Source organism: Streptococcus cristatus, assembly GCF_003943465.1.
Lineage (GTDB): Bacteria > Bacillota > Bacilli > Lactobacillales > Streptococcaceae > Streptococcus > Streptococcus cristatus_C.
Genome location: NZ_RJPR01000003.1, coordinates 38,673 through 59,859, shown reverse-complemented (window position 1 = coordinate 59,859; position 21,187 = coordinate 38,673). Strand labels below are relative to the sequence as shown.

The following is a 21,187-nucleotide window of genomic DNA, read 5'->3' as shown; positions in this document are numbered from 1 at the left end:
TTGATTTCAATTTAGGCTTTATCAAATCACCATCAGATAGACTATTACACCAAACCTTCTAAGAGGCCTCTCATAAAGTTCTCAGAATTAAACTCGCCGATATCGTCAATTTTCTCGCCAAAACCAATCAGTTTCACTGGAACATCCAATTCCTGACGAATGGCAAGAACAACACCACCGCGCGCAGTTCCGTCAATCTTAGTCAGGACAATACCTGTCACAGGCGTAATTTTTGAAAATTCCTTGGCCTGAACCAGCGCATTTTGACCCGTAGAGGCATCCAAAGCTAGAAAGGTTTCGTGCGGCGCTGCTGGATCTACCCGCTTGATAATACGACCGATTTTTTCCAGCTCTGCCATGAGATTGTCTTTATTTTGCAGGCGACCAGCCGTGTCAATCATGAGAATATCGACATTTTCAGCCTTGGCTCTTTCTAAACCGTCAAACACGACACTGGCTGGATCGCTCTTTTCTGGACCAGTCACGACAGGCACGTCTACTCGACGCCCCCACTCAGCCAACTGGGCAACGGCTCCAGCCCGAAAGGTATCTGCTGCCACCAGCATCACTTTTTTACCTTCTTGCTTGTATTTATAGGCCAATTTGCCTATTGAGGTCGTCTTCCCTACTCCATTTACACCGACGAATAGCATGACGGTCAAGTCTTTTTGCAGATTGATTTTTTCATTGAAACGGCCGTCTTTCTCATAGATATCGACCAATTTTTCAATGATGAGTTGGCGCAAGGCTTCTGGTTTCTTAGCATTTTCCAGACGAGCTTCATAGCGCAAGTCCTCAGTTAGATTGGAAGCTACCTGCACACCGACATCACTGGTAATCAGCAATTCTTCCAAGTCTTCAAAGAAATCTTCGTCTACTGAGCGGAAATTAGCAAAGAAGGCATTGAGGCGAGCACCAAAGCCAGTCCGCGTCTTTTTGAGACTGCGGTCATACTTGTCTTGGACACTCTCTTCTTGGTATTCATTAGAACTTTCAGCTGTTTCTCTGGGAGTCCCACTCTCTACTTGAGCCAGCTCTTCCGTCGCCTCTTCTTCATGCTCGGTCGAGTCTACTTGTGAGGAAGTGCTTGCTTCCTGCTCACTAGATACTTCTTGCTCTGATTCGTGGTTAATTTGCTCTCTCGCTGCAGCCAAACGCTCCTGCAATTCTTGGTAATAATCTCTGCTTTCGGTCGCCGCTTCTGATTCGCTACTACTTTCCAAAGCTTGATTTGCTGAAGTTTCAGACTGCTCTTCTGCCTCAGCCAAAACTTGCTCAGGACTTTCCTGATCTTCAGGCACTGGTTGAGATAAGTCAGCTTGCTGGCTAGTTGGGGCCAATTCCTGCTCAGAAATTGCTGAAACTGCAGGCTCTGTATTCTCTTCTGGCACAGATTCTACTACCGGAGTTTCCGCTGTTTCTTCACTAGAAGCAGCAAGGGGCTGGAAGTCTGTCTCAGATGGAACTTCAATCTCTGTAGTCTGATAACTCTCCTCTGCCTGTTCATCTAACTGGGGCTTTTCTTCAAGTTCCTCTTTTTTACGTCCAAAAAGACGGTCAAATAATCCCATTCTTTAGTTCTCCTTCAATACATATTTCCGAATTGCCCAAGCAACTGCATCTTCATCATTGGTCATCGGAGTGACAACTTCTGCGACTTCCTTGACTTCTGGCACGGCATTTTGCATGGCAACGCCCATACCAGCCCAAGCAATCATTGACAAATCATTGGCTTCGTCACCGCAAGCCATAACTTGGCTTTTATCAATTCCCAAGTGGGCAATCAGTTTCTCCAAACCAGTCGCCTTGTGGACATTTTTCGGTGACCATTCCAGCAGCATTTCCCGTGATTTGAAAATCTCATACTGATCAAAAAGTTCTGGCGAAATGTGAGGAATGGCTGCATCCAAGGGTTCCTGAGCAAAGGCTGTAACGCATTTATTGTAGGTAATCTGGCTAGAAAGATCCTCAAAGGCAATGGATTCAAAGTTCAGAGCCGGATTAAACTCCGCATAGAGCGATGCTTGGTCTGATTGAATCTGATAAACCAAGCCACCATCAATCGCATCCAGAGGCAGACCCAATTTCTCAGTCTCTTCATAAATTCTAGCTACATCATCGTAGGCAAAAACTGTTTTATCCAAAATTTCGCCTGTATTGCGCTGAACCAGACCACCATTAAAGGTAATGGTGTATTCATCTACCTGACCATCGGTGCCCAGTTCATGCAGGAAAAATTCCATAGCCTTAAGTGGACGCCCTGTGGTCAATACAACTTTGACACCCTGCTGTTGAGCCGCTTTGAGCGCTGCCAGATTCCCTTCAGAAATCTTTTTATCCGTGGTCAAAAGCGTCCCATCCAAATCTAAAGCAATCAATTTAATATCAGCCATTACAAGCCCTCCATGTAAGTCATAACAGATTGGGCCGCATGGTGGCCAATCACTTCTTTCGCAACTGCCAAAATTTCCGGCCGCGCATTTTCCGGTGCAATCGGGTGCCCCACCACCTGCATCATATGTAGGTCATTGAGGTTATCACCAAAAGCCATGACCTGATCCATCTCTAGGCCTAGCTTCTTAGCCAGCTCGACAAGAGCCACACCTTTATCCACATAGTCCAGCACAATATCAATCGACTTATAGCCTGTTGTCATCGCCTTGACACCTGCGACATTTTCATTGACCCAGGCTTCGCCGTCGGCCACTGTTTCTTCGCTGAAATTGGTCGTGAATTTGAAAATCTCGTCTGTAATCTCACTAAAATCAGCAACCTTTTGGATATTTTCATTATAATTAGCGCTGAAAGAAAGATAGGTCGGATCTACTGTATCTAGGACATAACAGCCTTTTTTCCCTGTCAGGAGCAACTCATTGATATTGACAAAGGGCGACTCCTTGAGTTTGTCAAATACCTTAAGATAAAATTCTCTTGGCATGGTTGCTTCGTATAGCTCTTTTCCTTGGAACTCTACAAGACTGCCATTTTCCGCGATAAAGATGATATCATCTCGAACTTCATGAAAGAGCTTTTCAAGAGAAAGAATTCCTCGACCGCTGGCAACAGCAAAGTAGATGCCCTTTTCTCGAAACTGAGCTAGCAGGTGCTTGAGCCGTTCCATATCAAACTGGCCCTTGTCATCTAAAAAAGTACCGTCCATATCTGTTGCTACTAATTTTATGCTCATACTATAAACTTTCTAAATCTTTTAACTTGACCGACACAATCTTGGAAACTCCTGACTCCTGCATGGTCACTCCATAGATAGAGTCTGCTGCAGACATAGTTCCCTTGCGGTGGGTCACAACGATAAACTGGCTTTCTTTGTCAAAGCGGTTGAGATAATCTCCAAAGCGCTTAACATTAGCCTCATCCAGAGCTGCCTCAACTTCATCCAAGATGACAAAAGGAATAGTCTTGACGCGGATGATAGAGAAGAGAAGGGCCAAGGCTGATAGGGCTTTTTCTCCACCGCTCATGAGATTGAGGGATTGGATTTTCTTGCCTGGAGGCTGAACTGAAATCTCTACTCCAGCTGTCAGCAGGTCGCCTTCTGTCAAGATGAGATCAGCTGAACCGCCGCCAAACATCTGGCTAAAGGTCAGCTTGAAACTTTCACGAATGGCTTCAAAGGTTGTTTGGAAACGTTCCTTGACCTCGTCATTCATCTCTTCAATGGTTTCCAAGAGAAGATTTTTGGCCGAGAGGACATCGTCCCGCTGACTATTGAGGAAATTCAGTCGGTTGCTGACTTCTTCAAACTGCTCTACTGCATCCAAATTGACCGGTCCCAAAGCACGAATAGCCTTTTCTAAGTCTTTGACTTGAGCTTCCGCAGCTGCAAGATTCTCCAAAGAACGCGCTCTTTGATCAGCCTCTTCAAAGCTGATCTGGTAATTATCTGTCAGATTGGTCAGCAGACGACGCAAGACATCTGAAAATTTCTCTTTTTCTGCCTCTGCCTTGGCCTGACGGCGAATCAAACTTTCATTTTGCTGACGTGCTTGGTCTAAATGCCCTAGAATATCCTCAGACTGCCCCTCTAAGTCATCCAGCTCAAATTTGAGTCGGATGAGGTTCTGATCCAAGTCTGTCTTTTTCTCTTGGGCAGTCTTTAGCTGTTCTTCCAAGACGGAAATATCCACCTTCTGGCTGACCGCTTCTTCTTTTTGCTCTATCAAAAGCTGCAAAGTAGCGACTTCCTTGTCCAGAGCAGCCTTCTCCTCTAGCAAACGCGACAAATCATTCTTCTCAAAGCGCTGGCTAGAAGTCAGCTCCGTGCTCTTCAATTTCAGTTCAGACAAGTTAGCCGATAGCTGATCGAAGCGATCCTGAACAGCGTTTTTATTAGACTTGACCTGCTCAATTTCTGCAGTAATGCCTGTTTTTGCAGTCTCAATAGCCGACAGCCGCTCTTCCAATTTTTTCTTTTCAGCCAGTCCTCCAGACTCAGACTGGCTAGCCAAATCTTGCTCCTGCAATTGTTCCAGCTGGCTGAGTTCTGCAACCCGCTCCGCAACCTGTTCGTAGGCCAACTTGACTCTTTGCTCCGTCAAGCGGGCTTGCTCACCCTCAGACTTGATAGCTTCCAAGGCTTGCTTGGCCTCTGATAGCTGAGACTGCAAGCTTTCGACTTGCCGCTCCTGAGCTTTCAGCTTCTGGGACTGCTGCTCCATTTCTCCAAGCAGGCTGTCCAGTTCAGGCTTGATAAAGATTGTGTTATTATTACGATTGGCTCCTCCGGCGTAAGAGCCGCCTGTGCGCAGTTCCGTTCCGTCCAGCGTTACAATTCTGACTTGGTAACGAACCTGACGAGCAGCTGCACGCGCATGCTCAATCGTATCAAAGATTGCGGTTGTTCCCAGCAGGTTTTGGAAAATATTGTCCAAACCTGGCTCATAGGTCACCAGCTCTGAAGCCAAACCTAGGAAGCCCGGGCTGGCCTCAATTCGAGATTGATTTTGCTCGGGGAGTTGACGAGTCTTAATGGTCGTCAGAGGCAGGAAAGTAGCCCGACCAGCCCGATTTTTCTTAAGAAAATCAATGGCTCTGGTCGCTGCCCCCTCGTCCTCAACGATGATATGCTGGCTGCTTGCCCCCAGCGCAATTTCCAAAGCAGTCTGGTAATGAGGATCGAAGCTCAATTTCTCGCTGACTGCCCCGACAATACCACCCAGACGATCAGCCTCCTGCAGAACGCTTTTTACACCTGCATAAAAATTGCTGTGATTTTTAAGGATAGCTTCTAAACTGGCTGCACGAGCTTTTTTATTTTTCAAATCATCCAGCAGGGCAAACATGCTGGTCTGCTCATTTTGATAAGCAGTCGCCAACTTCTCGACCTGCCCCTGCTGCTCCTGATACTGATCTAGCAAGGCTCTGAGGGCAGTCTGAGCTTCTTCTAATTCTGCCTGTCGAGCCGCTTCTTCTGCCCGACCAGCTTTTAAATCAGCCTGCAGTTTGCTAAACTCTGCCTGTTTGCTGGCAGCTTGGCTACGCTCATTCTCCAGTCGATTTTCGAGCGAGGTCAAGTCATTGGACAAGTCCGCTTCTTCTTGCATGAGCTTGACGTAACGATCCCGCAGATTTTCAATCAGCTGATCTGGGTCATCTGAAAAGTCCGCCAACTCTGCTTCCAACTGGCTCATGGCCTCTTGATTTTCAGTCAACTGGACTGCTAAATCAGCCAGATGAGCTTCCTTGGAGGAAATATCAGCCGTCAACTGCTGGCTTTTTTCTCTCAGTCCAGCCAAGCGTTCTTCATTTTCCAAACGGCTGCTAGCCGCCTGACTCGATTCCAACTTAGCTAAGTCTATCTGGCGTTCCAAATCACTGATCAAACGCGTCAACTCTAAAAGACTGGTCTGATCGTCAGACAGTTTTTGATTCACTTCCTGACGTTTAACCTTAATCTCTTGGTTTTCACGCTCCAATTCATCCCGTTTCGTATAATAGGCCGCTAGTTCCTGCTTGATACTCTCCAAATCAGCTTCTGCCGCCGTCAAATCAGTTTTATTCGCCTTAATCTGAGCCACCAAGACATCTAAATAGAGTTCCTGACGCTCATGATCCAGTTCTAAAAAGCGCTTGGCCGTCTCAGCCTGCTTTTCCAGTGGCTTGACTTGACTATCCAGCTCGTAGATAATGTCTTCCAAGCGATCAAGATTGTCTTGAGTCTGCGCCAGCTTGCTTTCCGTTTCCTTGCGGCGGGTCTTATATTTGAGCACTCCAGCCGCTTCTTCAAAAATAGCCCGACGCTCTTCTGGTTTGCTGTTAAAGATTTCCTCTACCTTCCCTTGGGAAATGATGGAGAAAGAATCCCGTCCCAGCCCTGTATCCATGAAAAGGTCATGGACATCGCGGAGACGGACCTTTTTGCCGTCAATCTTGTACTCGCTATCACCACTGCGGTAGATATGGCGCTCGACACGAATTTCCTTACCTGCTTGCTTGATAAACTGGTCCTGATTATCCAAAACCACAACGACCGATGCATAGTTGAGGGGCTTGCGGTTCTCCGTCCCTGCAAAGATGACATCGGGCATCTTACCGCCCCGCAGACTCTTAACGCTCGACTCACCCAGAGCCCAGCGCAGGCTCTCCGTAATGTTGGACTTTCCTGAGCCATTGGGACCAACAACAGCAGTCACCCCTTGGTCAAAAACCACCTTTGTCTTGTCTGCAAATGACTTGAAGCCCTGAATTTCAATTTCCTTTAAAAACATTAGTGACTTTCCTTTTCAAATGCATCCTTGGCAGCTTCCTGCTCAGCCAATTTCTTAGAACGGCCTTGTCCCTGACCTGCTTTTTGACCATTGATCAACACAGCCACAGCAAAGTTCTTAGCATGGGCTGGTCCCGTCTCATCTGTAACCTGATAGACAATCTCCACATCGCCATTAACCTGAAGGAGTTCTTGCAGCTTGGTCTTATAGTCTGTCACCTGCTCAAAGTCACCTGCTTCCACCTTGGGAATCATGACTTGATAAATAAAATCCTTGACAGTCTCCACATCCTTATCCAAAAGAAGGGCACCCAAAAAGGCCTCAAATAAGTCACCCAGAATCGTATCGCGATTGCGGCCTCCTGACTTTTCCTCACCGCGACCCAGCTTGATAAATTGGTCAAACTGACAGTCCCGTGCAAAGCCAGCCAAACTCTCCTCTCGGACAATCATAGAGCGTAGTTTTGACAAATCTCCTTCTGGTTTTTTGGGGTATTTTTTATATAAATACTCAGAAATAATCAGCTGCAGAACAGCGTCTCCTAAAAATTCCAGGCGTTCATTGTGTGAAATTTTTAAGAGGCGGTGCTCATTGGCATAGCTGGTATGAGTAAAAGCGGTCTCTAGCAGACTACTGTCTTCAAACACCAGTCCAAACTGCTCCAGCAGTGCATCTTTTAATTGTTCCATAATTTCTTTTTCATGCTAAGCCAAGGCAGAGCATGAGTCCAATCCATCCTTTCTAAAATGATGTTCTTTGTGAACTATCTACCATTATACCAAAAAACAAGTGCCAACGCACTTGTTTACTTGCCTTCTTAGCGTATTTCCCGGTCTATTCCTTATCTGGGATGACCTTGAAAAGATAATAGGTAATAAAGATTGTCAGGGCGAACAAGAAAATTTTCACCCAAATTATCGGAGCTAACGCAATAGAAATTCCCATCAAGATATAGATGGACACAATAATCTTTTTCTTGCGCTCCTTAGCAATCGAACCTGTCTCCCGAAAATCTGCAACATAGGTCTGATATAGCTTGGTGTGATAAAGCCAATTCTCAATCCGCTTGGAACTGCGCGAAAAGCAAGCAATAGACAAAAGTAAAAAAGGAGTCGTAGGAAGAAGGGGCAGAAAAATCCCCAGCACTCCTAGAGCTAAAGATAGACAGGCAATCACAAAATAAATCAAGCGCATTTGGTTTCCTCACGTACGTTTTCATGGTCATTCTTTGGCTTCCTTTCTAGTATAAAAAACAAGCTAAAAAATATAAAACTAGTTTCCCATAAAAAATAATTCTTGTCAATCCTAAAAAAGAGGCTGGGACAAAAGTCCTAGCCTCTCAATTGTCTTTGGATTGTCGAGCAAGACGCAGTGGTTGAGTGGGCTCTACTACGCTGATTTCATCAGCTTTTACAGCCCTACTCAACTGTGCGGAGGTGGGACGACGAAATCGAATTCTAACGAATTACCGATTTCTGTCCCACTCTCTTTCTGAGTGACTGATGATTAGATATTTACCAAAGGCGTTGCAGTGTCGGGAGAAGTATCAAAGACTTGGAAATCATGACCCACTGGCAAGTCAGCTTGAGCCAGTTGATTGACCATGGTCATATGAGCCAGCTCCTTGATATTATTTTCCTTGCTCAGATGCCCCAGATAGATGCGCTTGGTGCGATTGCCAAGTGTGCGAATCATGGTTTCCGCACCATCTTCATTGGATAAGTGCCCCAAGTCAGATAGGATGCGCTGTTTCAAGCTCCACGGGTAGGCACCGCTCCGGAGAATCTCAATATCATGATTGCTCTCAATCAAATAAGCATCCGCATTCTCAATGACTCCAGCCATGCGATCGCTGACATAGCCCGTATCCGTCAGCATGACAAAGCTCTTGTCATCCTTCATAAAGCGGTAAAACTGAGGAGCAGCCGCATCGTGGCTAACTCCAAAACTTTCGACATCTAAATCGCCAAAAGTCTTCATCTTCCCCATTTCAAAGATATGCTTCTGACTGGCATCTAGCTTGCCCAAGTCCTTTTCCATCGCTCGCCAGGTTGCTTCGTTGGCATAAATATCTAGATTGTATTTACGCGCCAAAACCCCTACACCATGGATGTGATCCTTGTGCTCATGGGTGACCAAAATAGCATCTAAATCTTCTGGTTTGCGATCAATTTCACTTAAAAGGCTCGTAATCTTTTTCCCTGATAAACCAGCATCGACGAGTAGGCGTTTTTGGTCTGTTTCCAGATAAAAGCAATTGCCACTCGAGCCTGATGCCAGAATACTATATTGAAATCCCTTAGTCATGTTCACTTTCTACATTCTCTTCATTTTCCCAGTCATCTACACGGACAGCATCGTTATCATATGGAAGAACAATGGTAAAGGTAGAACCCTTTCCGTACTCGCTCTTAGCCCAGATAAAGCCATGATGCTGCTTGATAATTTCTTTAGCAATAGCCAGACCCAAGCCCGTTCCTCCCTGGGCTCGACTGCGGGCCTTATCCACCCGATAGAAACGATCAAAAATCTTTGGCAGATCCTGCTTGGGAATGCCCAAACCTTCATCCGAAATTGAAAGAATCAACTGAACATCTGTTGTTCTCACAGAAACCGTAATCGTCCCACCATCAGGTGAATACTTGATGGCATTGTTCATGATATTATCAATCACCTGGGTCATCTTATCCGTATCAATCTCTACCCAAATCGGCGTAATTGAATAATCCCTGATAATCTCATATTTTTTGATCTCATCCTGATTTTTAATCTTATCAAAACGGTTGAGGATATAGGTAATAAAGGCCGTAAAATTGGTCAGCTCAACGTCCAGATGACTGGTATTATTATCAATCCGCGATAAGCTAAGTAAGTCCGTCACCATCCGCATCATTCGGTTTGTCTCGGTTAGTGAAACCTTGACAAATTCCGGTGCAACAGGCTCTGACAGAGCACCATCATCCAAGGCTTCCAGATAGGATTTTACACTGGTTAGAGGCGTCCGCAATTCATGGCTAACATTGGAAACGAAAAGCCGACGCTCCCGTTCTTCCTTGTCCTGCTCCGTTGTATCATGTAGCACTGCTACCAGCCCTGATATAAAACCTGACTCCCGTCTGATCAAGGCAAATCGAACCCGCAGGCTTACATATTCACCATTTTCATCTTGAGAATCAATGGTCAATTCTGGAACCTTGGTAATCAATTCGCGTAGATCGTACTCATCAGCAATATCCAGCAAATCTAAAATACTGGTATTAAGGACATCATCACGTTTGACGCCCAATTGCTTGGTTGCCATGTCATTGATGGTAATAATCTGCCCTCGACGATTGGTCGCAAGCACCCCATCCGTCATATAAGACAAGATACTGGATAGACGCTTGGTTTCTTGCTCCAAATTTTCATGCGTCAGGCGGATGACTTCAGAGAGATCATTGATGGAATTGGTCATGTCCGTGATTTCAGGACTGCCCTGCATATCTAAAACTTCTGAATAATCTCCTGCAATCAATCCCTTGATCTTTTGGTTTAACTGCACCAGCTTTTGAGTATCTCGTCGATTTTCCAATAGCAAAAGAGCCACGACGATGATAAAGCCGACAACAATCAGTGAAAAGACAAAGTCAGGAGAAAGTACGAATTCTTTTAGCGTTTCAATCATTATTTCTTATGTAATAACCGACACCGCGGCGAGTCAGGATATACTCCGGACGGCTTGGAGTATCTTCGATTTTTTCACGCAGACGGCGAATGGTCACATCGACTGTCCGCACATCTCCAAAGTAATCATAGCCCCAGACGGTTTCCAGCAAGTGCTCACGCGTCATGACCTGACCAACATGAGTCGCCAAATGGTGCAAGAGCTCAAATTCACGATGGGTTAATTCCAATTCTTTCCCGTGTTTTTTCACCACAAAAGCATCTGGAAGAATCTGCAAATCCCCAATAAACAGTTCCTTTTGACTGCTCTCGTCCACATGACTATCTGGGATCAGTTCAGAACGGCGCAACAAGGCCTTGACCCGAGCCAGCAATTCACGATTTGAAAAGGGCTTGGTCACATAGTCATCTGCTCCGATTTCCAGACCGATTACCTTATCGAACTCGCTATCTTTGGCCGAAAGTACAATAATCGGCACATTGCTTGTCTTGCGAATGGTCCGAGCAACATCCAGTCCGTCCACTTCTGGCAACATCAAATCCAGAATCAAAATATCCGGCTGCTCTGCTTCAAACATTTCTAGAGCTTCCTTACCATCAAAGGCTGTCAGTACTTCATAGCCTTCCTTAGCCATGTTAAACTTTATAATGTCCGAGATTGGCTTCTCGTCATCTACAACTAATATTTTTTTCATTTTTTACCTTCATATCTATACAATTTTTAAGCTTAGACATCTATTGTTTTTGTATCTGTCCTACCGCTCCATAAGCACTATTATATCAAATTTTCCTTAAAAAATACTATTTTCGTACACTATATTCCAACATTCTTATAGAAATTTCAACTCAACTCTCTTTCTACCAAAAATCTCAGTCAAGGATGAGGAATCCTCACTAAAATCCTTGATTTTTTTCACTTTTTCTGCAAAAATAGAGGCATAGAAAGAAGGTTGAACTATGACAAAAATCAATCAAATCATCACTTATCTTGAAAATGAAAAGCAGGATGTGGCTGTAATCTCCGATCCTGTAACCATCCATTACCTAACAGGCTTTTACAGCGATCCACATGAACGCCAGATGTTCCTATTCGTCTACACTGACCATGAGCCACTCCTTTTCGTACCAGCACTGGAAGTTGAGCGTGCTTCTTCTACCGTAGACTTTCAGGTTGTAGGCTATGTCGATTCTGAAAACCCTTGGGAAAAAATCAAAGCTTCTCTACCATCTCAAGCCTTCAAACAAGTAGCGGTCGAGTTTGATAATCTGATTTTAACTAAGTATCACGGCCTGCGTACTGTTTTTAATGGGGCTGAATTTGTCAATCTGACTCCTTACATTAACCGCTTGCGCCTGATTAAGTCTGCTGATGAAATCCAGAAAATGCTAGTAGCCGGCCAATATGCTGACAAGGCTGTCAATATCGGTTTTGACAATATTTCACTAGAAAATACTGAAACAGACATCATCGCTCAAATCGACTTCGCCATCAAGCGTGAAGGCTATGAAATGAGCTTTGAAACCATGGTTCTGACAGGCAATAACGCAGCCAATCCGCACGGCATTCCCGGTGCCAATAAAATCGAAAACAACGCCCTCCTCCTCTTTGACTTGGGCTGCATGGTCAATGGCTATGCCAGCGATATGACACGGACTGTCGCTGTCGGCCAGCCAGATCAGTTCAAAAAAGATATCTACTATCTGACTCTGGAAGCCCAACAAGCTGCACTTGATTTTATCAAACCAGGTGTCACAGCTCATGAAGTAGACCGCGCTGCCCGTGAAGTCATCGAAAAAGCTGGTTATGGCGAGTATTTCAACCACCGTCTCGGCCACGGTATCGGTATGGACGTCCACGAATTTCCATCCATCATGGAGGGCAACGACATGGTCATCGAGGAAGGCATGTGCTTCTCTGTCGAGCCTGGTATTTACATCCCTGGCAAGGTCGGCGTCCGCATCGAGGACTGCGGCTATGTCACTAAGAATGGTTTTGAACTCTTCACTGAGACTAGCAAGGACTTGCTGTATTTTGACTAAGAAACTAGAAAAAGCACCGATTGGTGCTTTTTTAGCTTATCAATAGTTTTATTTATCCTGTTGTCTTCTCCCCCGCCTCTAGTTTCAACAGGAAGGCTTTTTTATCAAGGCCACCGGCATAGCCGGTCAATTTGCCGTCGCTTCCGACAATCCGATGACAAGGAATCAGAAGGGAAATGGGATTGTGACCGATGGCGCCACCAACTGCTCTAGCAGAGCCAATTTTTCCATACTCAGCCCGCAATTCCCGCAAAATATCTGAATAGGTAGCCGTCTGACCGTAAGGAATCTTCTGCAGTACTGTCAGAACCTTGCTTCTGAACTCAGTTACTTGGGGTGCTAATGGAATTTCATTTATTGCAGGATTTTCTCCCTTAAAATAGTCATCCAGCCAAGCAGAGACGCGTCGGCTGATTTCTGTCTCCTCCTGCTGCGCTTGCTCCAAATCGTAGCCTGCTCCAAAATATTTCTGGCCCTCCAGCCAAAGTCCCAACAAGGCATTTGCGTCCGTCAAGATGAGAATCTGACCAATCGGTGATGCATAATAAGTCTTGTACATATTTTTTCTTTCTTTAACTTCTTGATATGCTTTATTATACCACTCTTGTCTTAACTTTTGCCACAATTCCATCTGGGTCTGTGACTTCTAGCTCTTGGGAGCTAATCCATCGGACTGGCGCTTGTAAGACCTGAGCATTTTCATAAATAGCTACTAGGTCTTCTTTCCCTTCTACTTGCGCTTCAAAATAGGCTAGTCCCAGTTGCTTCGGTTGGCGATGATTCAAGTGAGAACCTCCCCACTCATTGACGGCTAAATGATGATGATATTTTCCGGATGCCAACCAGCTAGCAGAAGGTACAGAAAATTTATCCTCCAAGTCTAGAAGTTTTTGGTAAAAATGACTGGCTGCTCTGCTATTTTTCACAGACAGATGGACATGGCCCATACGAGTGCCTTCCGCAATACTAAACGGCTGGATTCCCTGACCTTGTTCATAGATTTCTTGAGCCGCAAGCGCTTCCGTCACTCCGATAATGCGGCCATCTTCTCGAATATCCCAATCAGCCTGAGGCTTGTCCCGATAAAGCTCAATGCCATTGCCTTCTGGATCCTTCAGATAAATGGCTTCACTATAACCGTGGTCTGCCCCTCCAACCATAGGAACTTTATTTTCTGATAAATGCTTAAGAATATCCGCCAAAGCTTGACGACTTGGAAGCAAAAGTGCCAGATGATAAAGACCGTAAGCCGACTTAACAGACTGCCGGTCACTGGTCGCTAAAAGCCTCACCAACACTTGTCCATCCCTGCCCAAAGCCACCTGACCGTCCTGCTCTTCCAAAAGTTCCAGCCCTAAAACGCGCTGATAAAAGTCCTTTTGTCTGGCTAAATCGGCCACATAAAGTGCCACCTCTCCTAGATAAATCTTGCTTTCATATTCAAAAGTCATATACTTTCTCCTCTCTTTAATTTTAAATTTCAGCAGTTCGTCTGCTCCATCTTTTTTTATTTCTCCAAAACAGAAATACGTTTCTTGATGTGGTTTTCCACATCTCCATTTGCTCCGAAAGATTATTCGGATTGTAATTGTTTTTATTACATCTATTAGTATAGCAGGTTTTAATGTAATGTCAACAATTACATCTTGCAAAATTCTTAACAAAAAACAACCTGCTCACTAGGAAACAGATTGTTCTTTAATTTCTTTTTCGGTTGCTGCGACGACCTCGTCAAGGCTGGTCTGAGCCAATTCAGCTTCCATGGCTGCTTGAATAGCTGCCAAGCGATCGTCTAAGACATTGTGAATGTTCTTGCCGATAGGACAGTCTGGATTGGGCTTGTCATGAAAGCTAAAGAGCTGGCCGCTCTTGCCTAAACATTCAACCGCACTATAGACGTCCAACAGGCTAATGTCTTTCAAATCTTTGGCAATCTCTGCTCCTCCAGTCCCACGAGCAACGGTAATCATCCCGGCATTCTTGAGCTGGGACAGGGTCTTGCGAATAATAACTGGATTGACGCCGACACTGCCAGCAAGGATATCACTTGTCAGTTTTCGTTTTTTCCCCTCCAAAGCCAGAACAATCAGCATATGGGTGGCAATGGTGAAACGGCTAGAAATCTGCATTTTTTCTCCTCCCTCATCATCTTCTCTCACTATTATATATCAAAAACGGTGTAACTTCAAGAGTTACGACTGGACTTTAAGAAAGCTGCAATCTCATCTGCATAGCCTTCCTGCTCACTGATTTTCCGTAGCAGGTCGTGATTGTGGGTATGGTGGATACCATTGACCAAACTTTCTCGATAAATCTCATAATAAGGCAAGTGGAGCTCCCGAGCCAATCTCAGCTCCTGCTCCACATCATAAGCCACGCGCCGAAGGTCGACATCAGCCAGACCCGTCTCATCTATCTCTAAAATGGCATACTGGGCTCGCAAGTCCTGACGCAAAGCTGAATCAAGAAAGAATGGCTGACCAATGGAGCCGGGATTGATAATCAGCTGGCCCTTAGTCCCATAACGGAGAAACTGTTGGTGAATATGACCATAAACAGCGACAGCGCAGTCATTCCCCTCAAAAAGGCGGTCGAAATCGCTCTGCTCGCCAATATGAATCAGCTCCCGTCCCCAATTCTTATCTGGCAGATGGTGGCTGACCGCAATCTTCAATCCCTCTACTTCTGTCAAGACCTGTAGAGGAAGTTCCTGCATACGGTCAATCTCTTCGGGCTTGATTTCTTCTAGGACAAAATGGCAGAGCCGGGTCAGGTAGAGATGGCTGGGACGAGCCAAATCCAGCTTTTGATGCAAAGCATGCCAGAGACTGTCTTCCCAATTCCCCCTGACCTGGAGGCTGATGGGCAGCTGCTCCATCCTATCTAGGATATTCCTGCGACCGGTTCCTGGCAGGAGCAAATCACCCAAAAACCAATAGTCTGTCACCTGCTGGCTTCTCGCATCCGCCAGTACTGCTTCCAAGGCTGTGCTATTTCCATGCACATCGGATAATAAGGCAATTTTTCGTGTCATCGTGTGTCTTTCTCTTTCTTTACAAGGAATATTATATCAAAGTTCAAAAAAACTTCCACCCATCAAGTGAGTGAAAGCTTTGTTTTTTAATTAATCAACAGATTTGAGTGATTCCAGCATATCCACCCGTCTGAGGCGGTAGTTGACAAAGAAGCCAAGCAAGGTCAGGATAAGAGTCACCGCAGTTAGAGGAAACAGATAGACTGAGGGACTTACTTGAGGGTTTAAGCTGATAATGCTAGGCGCAACCTTCTCAATCAAAAAACGATGCAGGAAGAAACCGCCTAGAAGCCCAACTGCCATCCCAATCACTGACAGAATAATGGTCTCTCGATAGATATAGAGGGTCACTTCCTTATTATGGAATCCCAAAACCTTGATAGTGGACAGCTCGCGAATCCGCTCAGCTACATTGATATTGGTCAGATTGTAGAGAATGACGACTGCTAAAAGAATGGAAATCAGCACTAAAATCATCATCGTATTATTAAGAGAATTAGCTAAAACATTGAACTGCTTCACCATGCTAGCATTTTGCGAGACACTCTTGACAGACTTGAGGCTCATAAATTCATTGGCCTTGTCTACAATATTCTTACTAGAAGGGTTCTTGAGTCGCACTAGATAAGCGTTTTTCTCGGGCTTTTTGCCGTAAATCTTCTGGTAGTCAGTCGCCTTCATAAAGGCAAAATGGCCAAAATGATTCTCATTGACTGCTGCGAGCTTGACAGGCTTGCCACCCAGCTCTATACTGCCACCGGGGCTAACTCCAGCTATACGAGCCAATTTATCCGAAACAACTACACCGTCATTCAGGGACAGCTTCTGTCGGCTGTCAGGACTTTCTAACGAGATGAACGGTTCAAAATTTTCCTTGTCCGTAACCATTAAAGTGACTGATTCTGTCTCTTTTTTCCCTTTGTATTTCTCTGTCAAGATTTCACTATAGATCTCCTGATAATCAGCAATCGAGTCATCTGCCAGCATCTTTTTCAGCTTATCTTGTTCGGCTTGATTTTCCCCAGGATTGAAAGCAACAATCAAGTCGTATCGCAGAATCTCCTCAAACTGACGTTTTGGAATACCACCAATAGAAGATTGGAGTCCTAGGCCGGCAAAGAGCAGGGCAACAGAACCCGCCACACCAAAGATAGTCATAAACATTCGCTGCTTATAGCGAAAGATATTGCGTGCTGTGACCTTCTGAGTAAAGCTAAGACGTCGCCAGATAAAGGGCAGTCTTTCCAAGAAAATCTTGGAGCCTTTGACTGGTGGCTTGGGCAAAAGCAGATGAGCTGCTTCTTCTGTTAGCTCCCGTCTCGCCACCAAATAGGCAGGGAGAACACTGGATAGAAGGGAAAGTCCAAGGGCCAGTAAACTATAGGAAACATAAAAATATGCATGCGGGGAAGAAAGCACCATCCCTCTGGTAATAATAGAAGAAATCACCCCCGACAAGAAATAATGTCCCAGCAGAATCCCTATGAGGGTACCTAGACTCCCCGCCACCAAACCGTAAAGAGCAAACTTGCGAATGATATCTCGGCTATGATATCCTAGAGCCTTGAAGACACCTGCATTTGTTCGCTCCTCATCGACAAAGCGAGTCATGGTGGTAAAGGTCACTATAGCTGCCACCAAATAGAGCACCACTGGGAAAATATTACCAATCAACGCAATACTATTCATGGAGTTTTTATACATATGATAGCCATTCCCACCTGGCAGAGACTTGCGGTCATAGCTATGATAGGCCGGCTCTTTCAAACGACTAAGGTTTGCCTTAACGTCAGCTAGCTTGTCCTTGCTAGCTGATAAGTCTTTTTCCGCCTGAGCTAGCTCTGCTTTTTTCTGATTGAGCTGGGACTCAGCTTCCTGAATCTGCTGTTGACTCTGGCTGAGCTGTGCAGGAGAGAGGATAGAAGCGGCTTGGGCTGCTGCTAGCTGGCTTTTTTGCTGATCTAGCTGACTCTGAGCTTGCTCTAACTGTTTTTTACCTTGGGTCAGTTCGCTCTCAGCCTGAGAAATCTTATCTTGGCCCTTCTGAATGGTGCTTTTGGCATCTGCCTCTAATCGCTTAAAGCGAGCTACTCCGTTATCTTCCAGGCTCTTGTCCAAAGCTGCCTGGTGTTGCTCCAAACGCTCCTGATAGCTTGCTGAAAAAGGAGCCAGCTTTTCTAAATCATGATAGCGCAGGCGGGCAATACTGTAAACATCTGTATCAAAGGCCTTGGGGCTGACTACAGCATAGGCTGATAAAGCCCCGCTGCCACTAGTCGCATTGCCCAGATTTCTATCAGACCAGAGCTCTGCCGAGTTGATAAATCCCACGACCTTATAGGTCTTGTTTTTTAAAACTGACCGACTGCCTGCTTTTTCGGTCAGATCAATCTCCTGGCCGAGCTTGTACTTCTTAGACCAAAAGCTAGCCAGAGCAATCTCTTGCTCTTTCTTAGGTAGACGGCCTGAGACCACTTGAAAGTTTGAAATATCCTTGGTATCTGAGAATACTCGGAGGGCCTCCTCGTCCACGGTGACATCTGTCAGATAGCCAAATTCGATATCCGCTCCTTTGATATCTGCCAGCTCTTTCTGATCCTCCGCATCCAATCCATAATCCGCCATAACGGCCAAGTCCATGGTTCGCTGCTCTTTCAAGTAATCTGTTGCTGTTCTGCGCATATTGGGAGGAGCGACCTTGAGTCCCACGAGAGCTAGAGAACCCAGCATCATGAGGATTAAAATAGATAGGAAACGGCCTTTAGAGCTAGTGAAGGAGCGTAGAATATCTTTCCAATAAATCTTTCTCTTCATATCAATACTCCAATGTACTTATATCCTGTGGCTCTTCATTCACTGTAACACTCTTGACTCTCGCGTCATGCATGCGAATGACCCGATCAGCAATGGGAGCTAAGGCAGCATTGTGGGTCACGATAATCACCGTCGCTCCTTGATTGCGAGACATGTCCTGTAAGATTTGCAGCACTTGCTTGCCGGTATTGTAGTCCAGAGCTCCTGTCGGTTCGTCGCAGAGCAAAATTTTGGGATTTTTTGCCACCGCCCGAGCAATAGAGACCCGCTGCTGCTCCCCACCTGACAACTGCGCTGGAAAATTATTAAGGCGATTTTCCATACCAACCGCAGTTAGAACGGCCACTGGATCTTGAGCATCCTTGACAATCTCCGAAGCCAATTCGACATTTTCCTTAGCCGTCAGGTTGGGCACCAAATTGTAAAACTGAAAGACGAAGCCCACATCATTGCGACGATAGTCCGTCAGCTGGTGGGAATTGTAGTCAGCAATATTCTGGCTGTCTATCAGAATGTCTCCCTCATCATTGCTATCCATACCGCCGAGGATATTGAGCACCGTAGACTTACCAGCACCAGAAGCACCCAGGATAATGACCAGTTCCCCCTTTTCAATCTCAAAAGAAATATCATGATTGGCAACAATTTCTGTGTCACCTACCTGATAACGTTTAAAGCTATGTTTCATTTCAATATAAGCCATGTCGCTTCTCTCCTTTTCAAAGCTCGTTTCCTTAAATCAACAAGGTGTTGATTCTAAATCACAGATATTATATAATGAGCTTAGACAAAAAGCAATAATCAAAAATCAACAAAGTGTTGATTTAAGCAAAAAGGAAGAAAAAATGGTCCAGAAACGGAAAACTAGTACCAAGGAAGACATCAAAGAAGCCCTGATTCAGCTACTATCAGAGGAAAGGTTTGATACTATCTCCATCAGCAAGCTCTGCAAACGGGCAGGGATTAATCGCGGCACCTTCTATCTCCACTACCAAGATAAATATCAGATGATTGATAGCCTCAAAAGCGACATCATTTCTCAACTTTATAGTTATAGTCTTTTTGAAGAAGAAGGCGAGTATTCCAAACAGTTCATGATAGCCAAATTTCATATACTGAGTGCTAATGAACGTCTGATCAATGCCCTGACCAGAAGCCATTATATTGACTTTCGCGGGGCCATTCGAGAGTTCATAACCAGTATCATTCTGAGTGATAAGCAAAAAGCTGCTACCCAGCGTTTTTTGGAGGAGAACTTTCAGATCCCTCAGAAATACGCCTTGGAAATCTTCCTATCCAGTGTCGAGGGGATTATTTCTCTTTGGATAGCTGGCGGAGCTCAGGAAGAGCCTGAAGAAATTACTCAAATGATCCTAACTACCTACAATTATGATTATTGGAAATCATAACCAGCACTCCACTTTTATAGCTGAAAACTCAAAAAGGCACAGAGTAATCTGTGCCTTTTCTTAAAACGTTTCTGGTGAGCAAATAGCTTTTTGGTGATGCCCACTTAGCTAAAGGCAACAAAATCCTGTCTATTTCACCATGTCTGGGTCGTAATCATAGAATCCTGTATCAAGGAAACGATTCTTCGGATGCAATTTGTGAAGCAGCTCATCTAGCAAGAAAGCTTGGTCATGGCTAAATTCACCTTTTTCAATCAGATCTCTTGCCTGAACAAAGAGCTTAGCAATCTCAACAAAATTCTGACCAGGAGTATAGAGACCTTCCAATTTCCAATGAGTAAAGCCGTGGTCAACCAATTCTGTCAACTTGGTCATCAAGTCCAAGTCATTATTGGCAAAAATGTGAGTCCCATGCTTGTCCTCAAAGATTGAATAATGGCTCTGAGGATCGCTCGGTTCCGCAAGAAAGAGATCCCTCTCTCTTGATTTTTCATCATCGATGTGTGTAAAGTTATAATAATTTTGCAAAATCGGACGTTTAGAGTGGTGGATAACGCTCGCACCATAAACTAGGACTTCTGCTGGAATTTCAAGGATTTCCGGCATTTTAAAGAGTTCTGCCGATGGAATTTCCCGCGCCAAAACAGCTTCTGATACCCCAGCATTCTTGCCCCAAAAATTAATCTGGCGGCTGCTGGTAACCATGGTCGAAGCATCATAAATCGTTTTCAACTTATAACCATCCCGCTGCAAGACGTAGAATACACCTGCATCCCCAACGGTGATATAGTCCACTTCAATCTCCTGAAGAAAATCCAAATAAGGCTTGATCTGGTCCATCATGTCCTGATGCATCAAAGCATTAACGGCAACGGTCATTTCTTTTCCTGCCTGATGAACTATTTGTGAGATACGATTTAATTCGTCATAAGTGAAGTTATGTGGTAAACGAAGACCGTAGTTTTCCTCACCGACATAAATACGATCTACTCCTAATTCCAATAAGGCTTGAACTTGTTCTATACTTTCAGCTGTTGCTGTAATAATTATCTTTTTCATATCATTATTATACCAAAAAATTAGGAATTATGATTTCTTAATTCGATTTTATTCGTTTTGTAACTATCTTGTAATATATCTAATCATAGAAACATGATAGAATGATAAGGTACTACTAGGAGAGAGACAATGGCTGTAAGAGATTTTAAACAGTTTGAATCAGCGCCCCTGCATGATTCGACAGAACAAACTAAGGAAATATCCTATCAAGAATACCTGCCCCAAGCAGAATCAGCATCACAATTACGTGAGCTATTTTTCTTTATAAATATCGCTTTATTCTGTATTTTGACAGTCTTTTTTAGCTTTATTTTTTTGTCTGCAAAAATGAGCACTTTTCTATCTTTCTCACTTGCTATTGTCCTAAGTCTTATGATTATTCAAGGATATCGCACTGTTCGAAGAAAGAGACATTAATTATCTACGAATTAAATCAAACGAGA

The 21,187-nt window shown here is 44.6% G+C and carries 19 protein-coding genes; 3 read left to right on the top strand and 16 right to left on the bottom strand.

The annotated features are described in order from the left end of the window. Positions 1 to 44: 44 nt before the first annotated feature. The 9 genes from ftsY to yycF all read right to left on the bottom strand — a co-directional run bounded on the left by ftsY (position 45) and on the right by yycF (position 11,083). Positions 45 to 1,571 carry a signal recognition particle-docking protein FtsY gene (gene ftsY, locus D8793_RS04790; RefSeq protein WP_125370977.1) on the bottom strand — a complete coding sequence of 509 codons (1,527 nt, stop codon included), beginning with the start codon at positions 1,569 to 1,571 and terminating at the stop codon, positions 45 to 47. A 3-nt stretch (positions 1,572 to 1,574) separates the two neighbouring features. After that, a complete protein-coding gene (locus tag D8793_RS04785) occupies positions 1,575 to 2,393 on the bottom strand; it encodes a Cof-type HAD-IIB family hydrolase (protein WP_125370976.1) in 819 nt (272 codons plus the stop codon). Then, the gene (locus D8793_RS04780) at positions 2,393 to 3,187 is read right to left on the bottom strand and encodes a Cof-type HAD-IIB family hydrolase (protein WP_125370975.1); all 795 of its coding nucleotides are present in this window, start codon (positions 3,185 to 3,187) and stop codon (positions 2,393 to 2,395) included. Before D8793_RS04780 ends, D8793_RS04785 begins: the two co-directional genes overlap by 1 nt. A gap of 1 nt (position 3,188) precedes the next feature. Further along, entirely contained in the window at positions 3,189 to 6,725 is a 3,537-nt protein-coding gene (gene smc, locus D8793_RS04775; protein ID WP_125370974.1) for a chromosome segregation protein SMC, read from the bottom strand. After that, positions 6,725 to 7,414 carry a ribonuclease III gene (gene rnc, locus D8793_RS04770; protein WP_045501072.1) on the bottom strand — a complete coding sequence of 230 codons (690 nt, stop codon included), beginning with the start codon at positions 7,412 to 7,414 and terminating at the stop codon, positions 6,725 to 6,727. Before rnc ends, smc begins: the two co-directional genes overlap by 1 nt. A 145-nt stretch (positions 7,415 to 7,559) precedes the next feature. Further along, positions 7,560 to 7,919 carry a YbaN family protein gene (locus D8793_RS04765; RefSeq protein ID WP_015605195.1) on the bottom strand — a complete coding sequence of 120 codons (360 nt, stop codon included), beginning with the start codon at positions 7,917 to 7,919 and terminating at the stop codon, positions 7,560 to 7,562. 312 nt (positions 7,920 to 8,231) lie between these two features. Beyond that, a complete protein-coding gene (walJ, locus tag D8793_RS04755; RefSeq protein ID WP_125370973.1) occupies positions 8,232 to 9,032 on the bottom strand; it encodes an exodeoxyribonuclease WalJ in 801 nt (266 codons plus the stop codon). Further along, complete coding sequence (gene vicK / locus D8793_RS04750; RefSeq protein ID WP_125370972.1) at positions 9,025 to 10,389, bottom strand: cell wall metabolism sensor histidine kinase VicK; 1,365 nt, start codon at positions 10,387 to 10,389, stop codon at positions 9,025 to 9,027. Before vicK ends, walJ begins: the two co-directional genes overlap by 8 nt. After that, entirely contained in the window at positions 10,382 to 11,083 is a 702-nt protein-coding gene (gene yycF / locus D8793_RS04745) for a response regulator YycF (RefSeq protein WP_048792065.1), read from the bottom strand. The genes vicK and yycF overlap by 8 nt, the downstream gene beginning before the upstream one ends. Before the next feature lie 262 nt (positions 11,084 to 11,345). Here yycF and D8793_RS04740 point away from each other — a divergent pair, with 262 nt between their 5' ends. Continuing rightward, entirely contained in the window at positions 11,346 to 12,428 is a 1,083-nt protein-coding gene (locus D8793_RS04740; RefSeq protein WP_048792066.1) for a M24 family metallopeptidase, read from the top strand. Positions 12,429 to 12,480: 52 nt separating this feature from the next. Here D8793_RS04740 and D8793_RS04735 read toward each other — a convergent pair whose 3' ends face one another. From D8793_RS04735 to D8793_RS04710, 6 genes are all read right to left on the bottom strand, one after another. Continuing rightward, positions 12,481 to 12,987: a methylated-DNA--[protein]-cysteine S-methyltransferase gene (locus tag D8793_RS04735; protein ID WP_048792067.1), complete on the bottom strand. Its 507-nt coding sequence runs from the start codon at positions 12,985 to 12,987 to the stop codon at positions 12,481 to 12,483. A gap of 34 nt (positions 12,988 to 13,021) precedes the next feature. Then, positions 13,022 to 13,879, bottom strand: a complete 858-nt coding sequence (locus D8793_RS04730) for a VOC family protein (protein WP_048792068.1) — start codon at positions 13,877 to 13,879, stop codon at positions 13,022 to 13,024. Between the two features lie 228 nt (positions 13,880 to 14,107). Continuing rightward, the gene (locus tag D8793_RS04725) at positions 14,108 to 14,557 is read right to left on the bottom strand and encodes an Rrf2 family transcriptional regulator (protein ID WP_048763305.1); all 450 of its coding nucleotides are present in this window, start codon (positions 14,555 to 14,557) and stop codon (positions 14,108 to 14,110) included. Positions 14,558 to 14,613: 56 nt separating this feature from the next. Beyond that, positions 14,614 to 15,462 (bottom strand): metallophosphoesterase family protein, encoded by an 849-nt coding sequence (locus D8793_RS04720; RefSeq protein ID WP_125370971.1) that lies wholly within the window; start codon positions 15,460 to 15,462, stop codon positions 14,614 to 14,616. Positions 15,463 to 15,552: 90 nt separating this feature from the next. Further along, on the bottom strand, positions 15,553 to 18,276 hold the full coding sequence (locus D8793_RS04715) for an ABC transporter permease (RefSeq protein ID WP_125370970.1): 2,724 nt from the start codon (positions 18,274 to 18,276) through the stop codon (positions 15,553 to 15,555). A 1-nt stretch (position 18,277) separates the two neighbouring features. Next, positions 18,278 to 18,979 carry an ABC transporter ATP-binding protein gene (locus tag D8793_RS04710; protein ID WP_125370969.1) on the bottom strand — a complete coding sequence of 234 codons (702 nt, stop codon included), beginning with the start codon at positions 18,977 to 18,979 and terminating at the stop codon, positions 18,278 to 18,280. Between the two features lie 142 nt (positions 18,980 to 19,121). On the opposite strand from D8793_RS04710, the gene D8793_RS04705 reads away from it, so the two are divergent. Further along, a complete protein-coding gene (locus D8793_RS04705; RefSeq protein ID WP_125370968.1) occupies positions 19,122 to 19,685 on the top strand; it encodes a TetR/AcrR family transcriptional regulator in 564 nt (187 codons plus the stop codon). A gap of 129 nt (positions 19,686 to 19,814) precedes the next feature. On the opposite strand, the gene D8793_RS04700 is transcribed toward D8793_RS04705, so the two are convergent. Then, positions 19,815 to 20,744 (bottom strand): peptidase U32 family protein, encoded by a 930-nt coding sequence (locus D8793_RS04700; RefSeq protein ID WP_125370967.1) that lies wholly within the window; start codon positions 20,742 to 20,744, stop codon positions 19,815 to 19,817. Between the two features lie 129 nt (positions 20,745 to 20,873). Between D8793_RS04700 and D8793_RS04695 the strand changes: the two genes are divergently transcribed. Further along, complete coding sequence (locus D8793_RS04695; RefSeq protein ID WP_061423195.1) at positions 20,874 to 21,161, top strand: DUF3270 family protein; 288 nt, start codon at positions 20,874 to 20,876, stop codon at positions 21,159 to 21,161. Positions 21,162 to 21,187 lie beyond the last annotated feature (26 nt).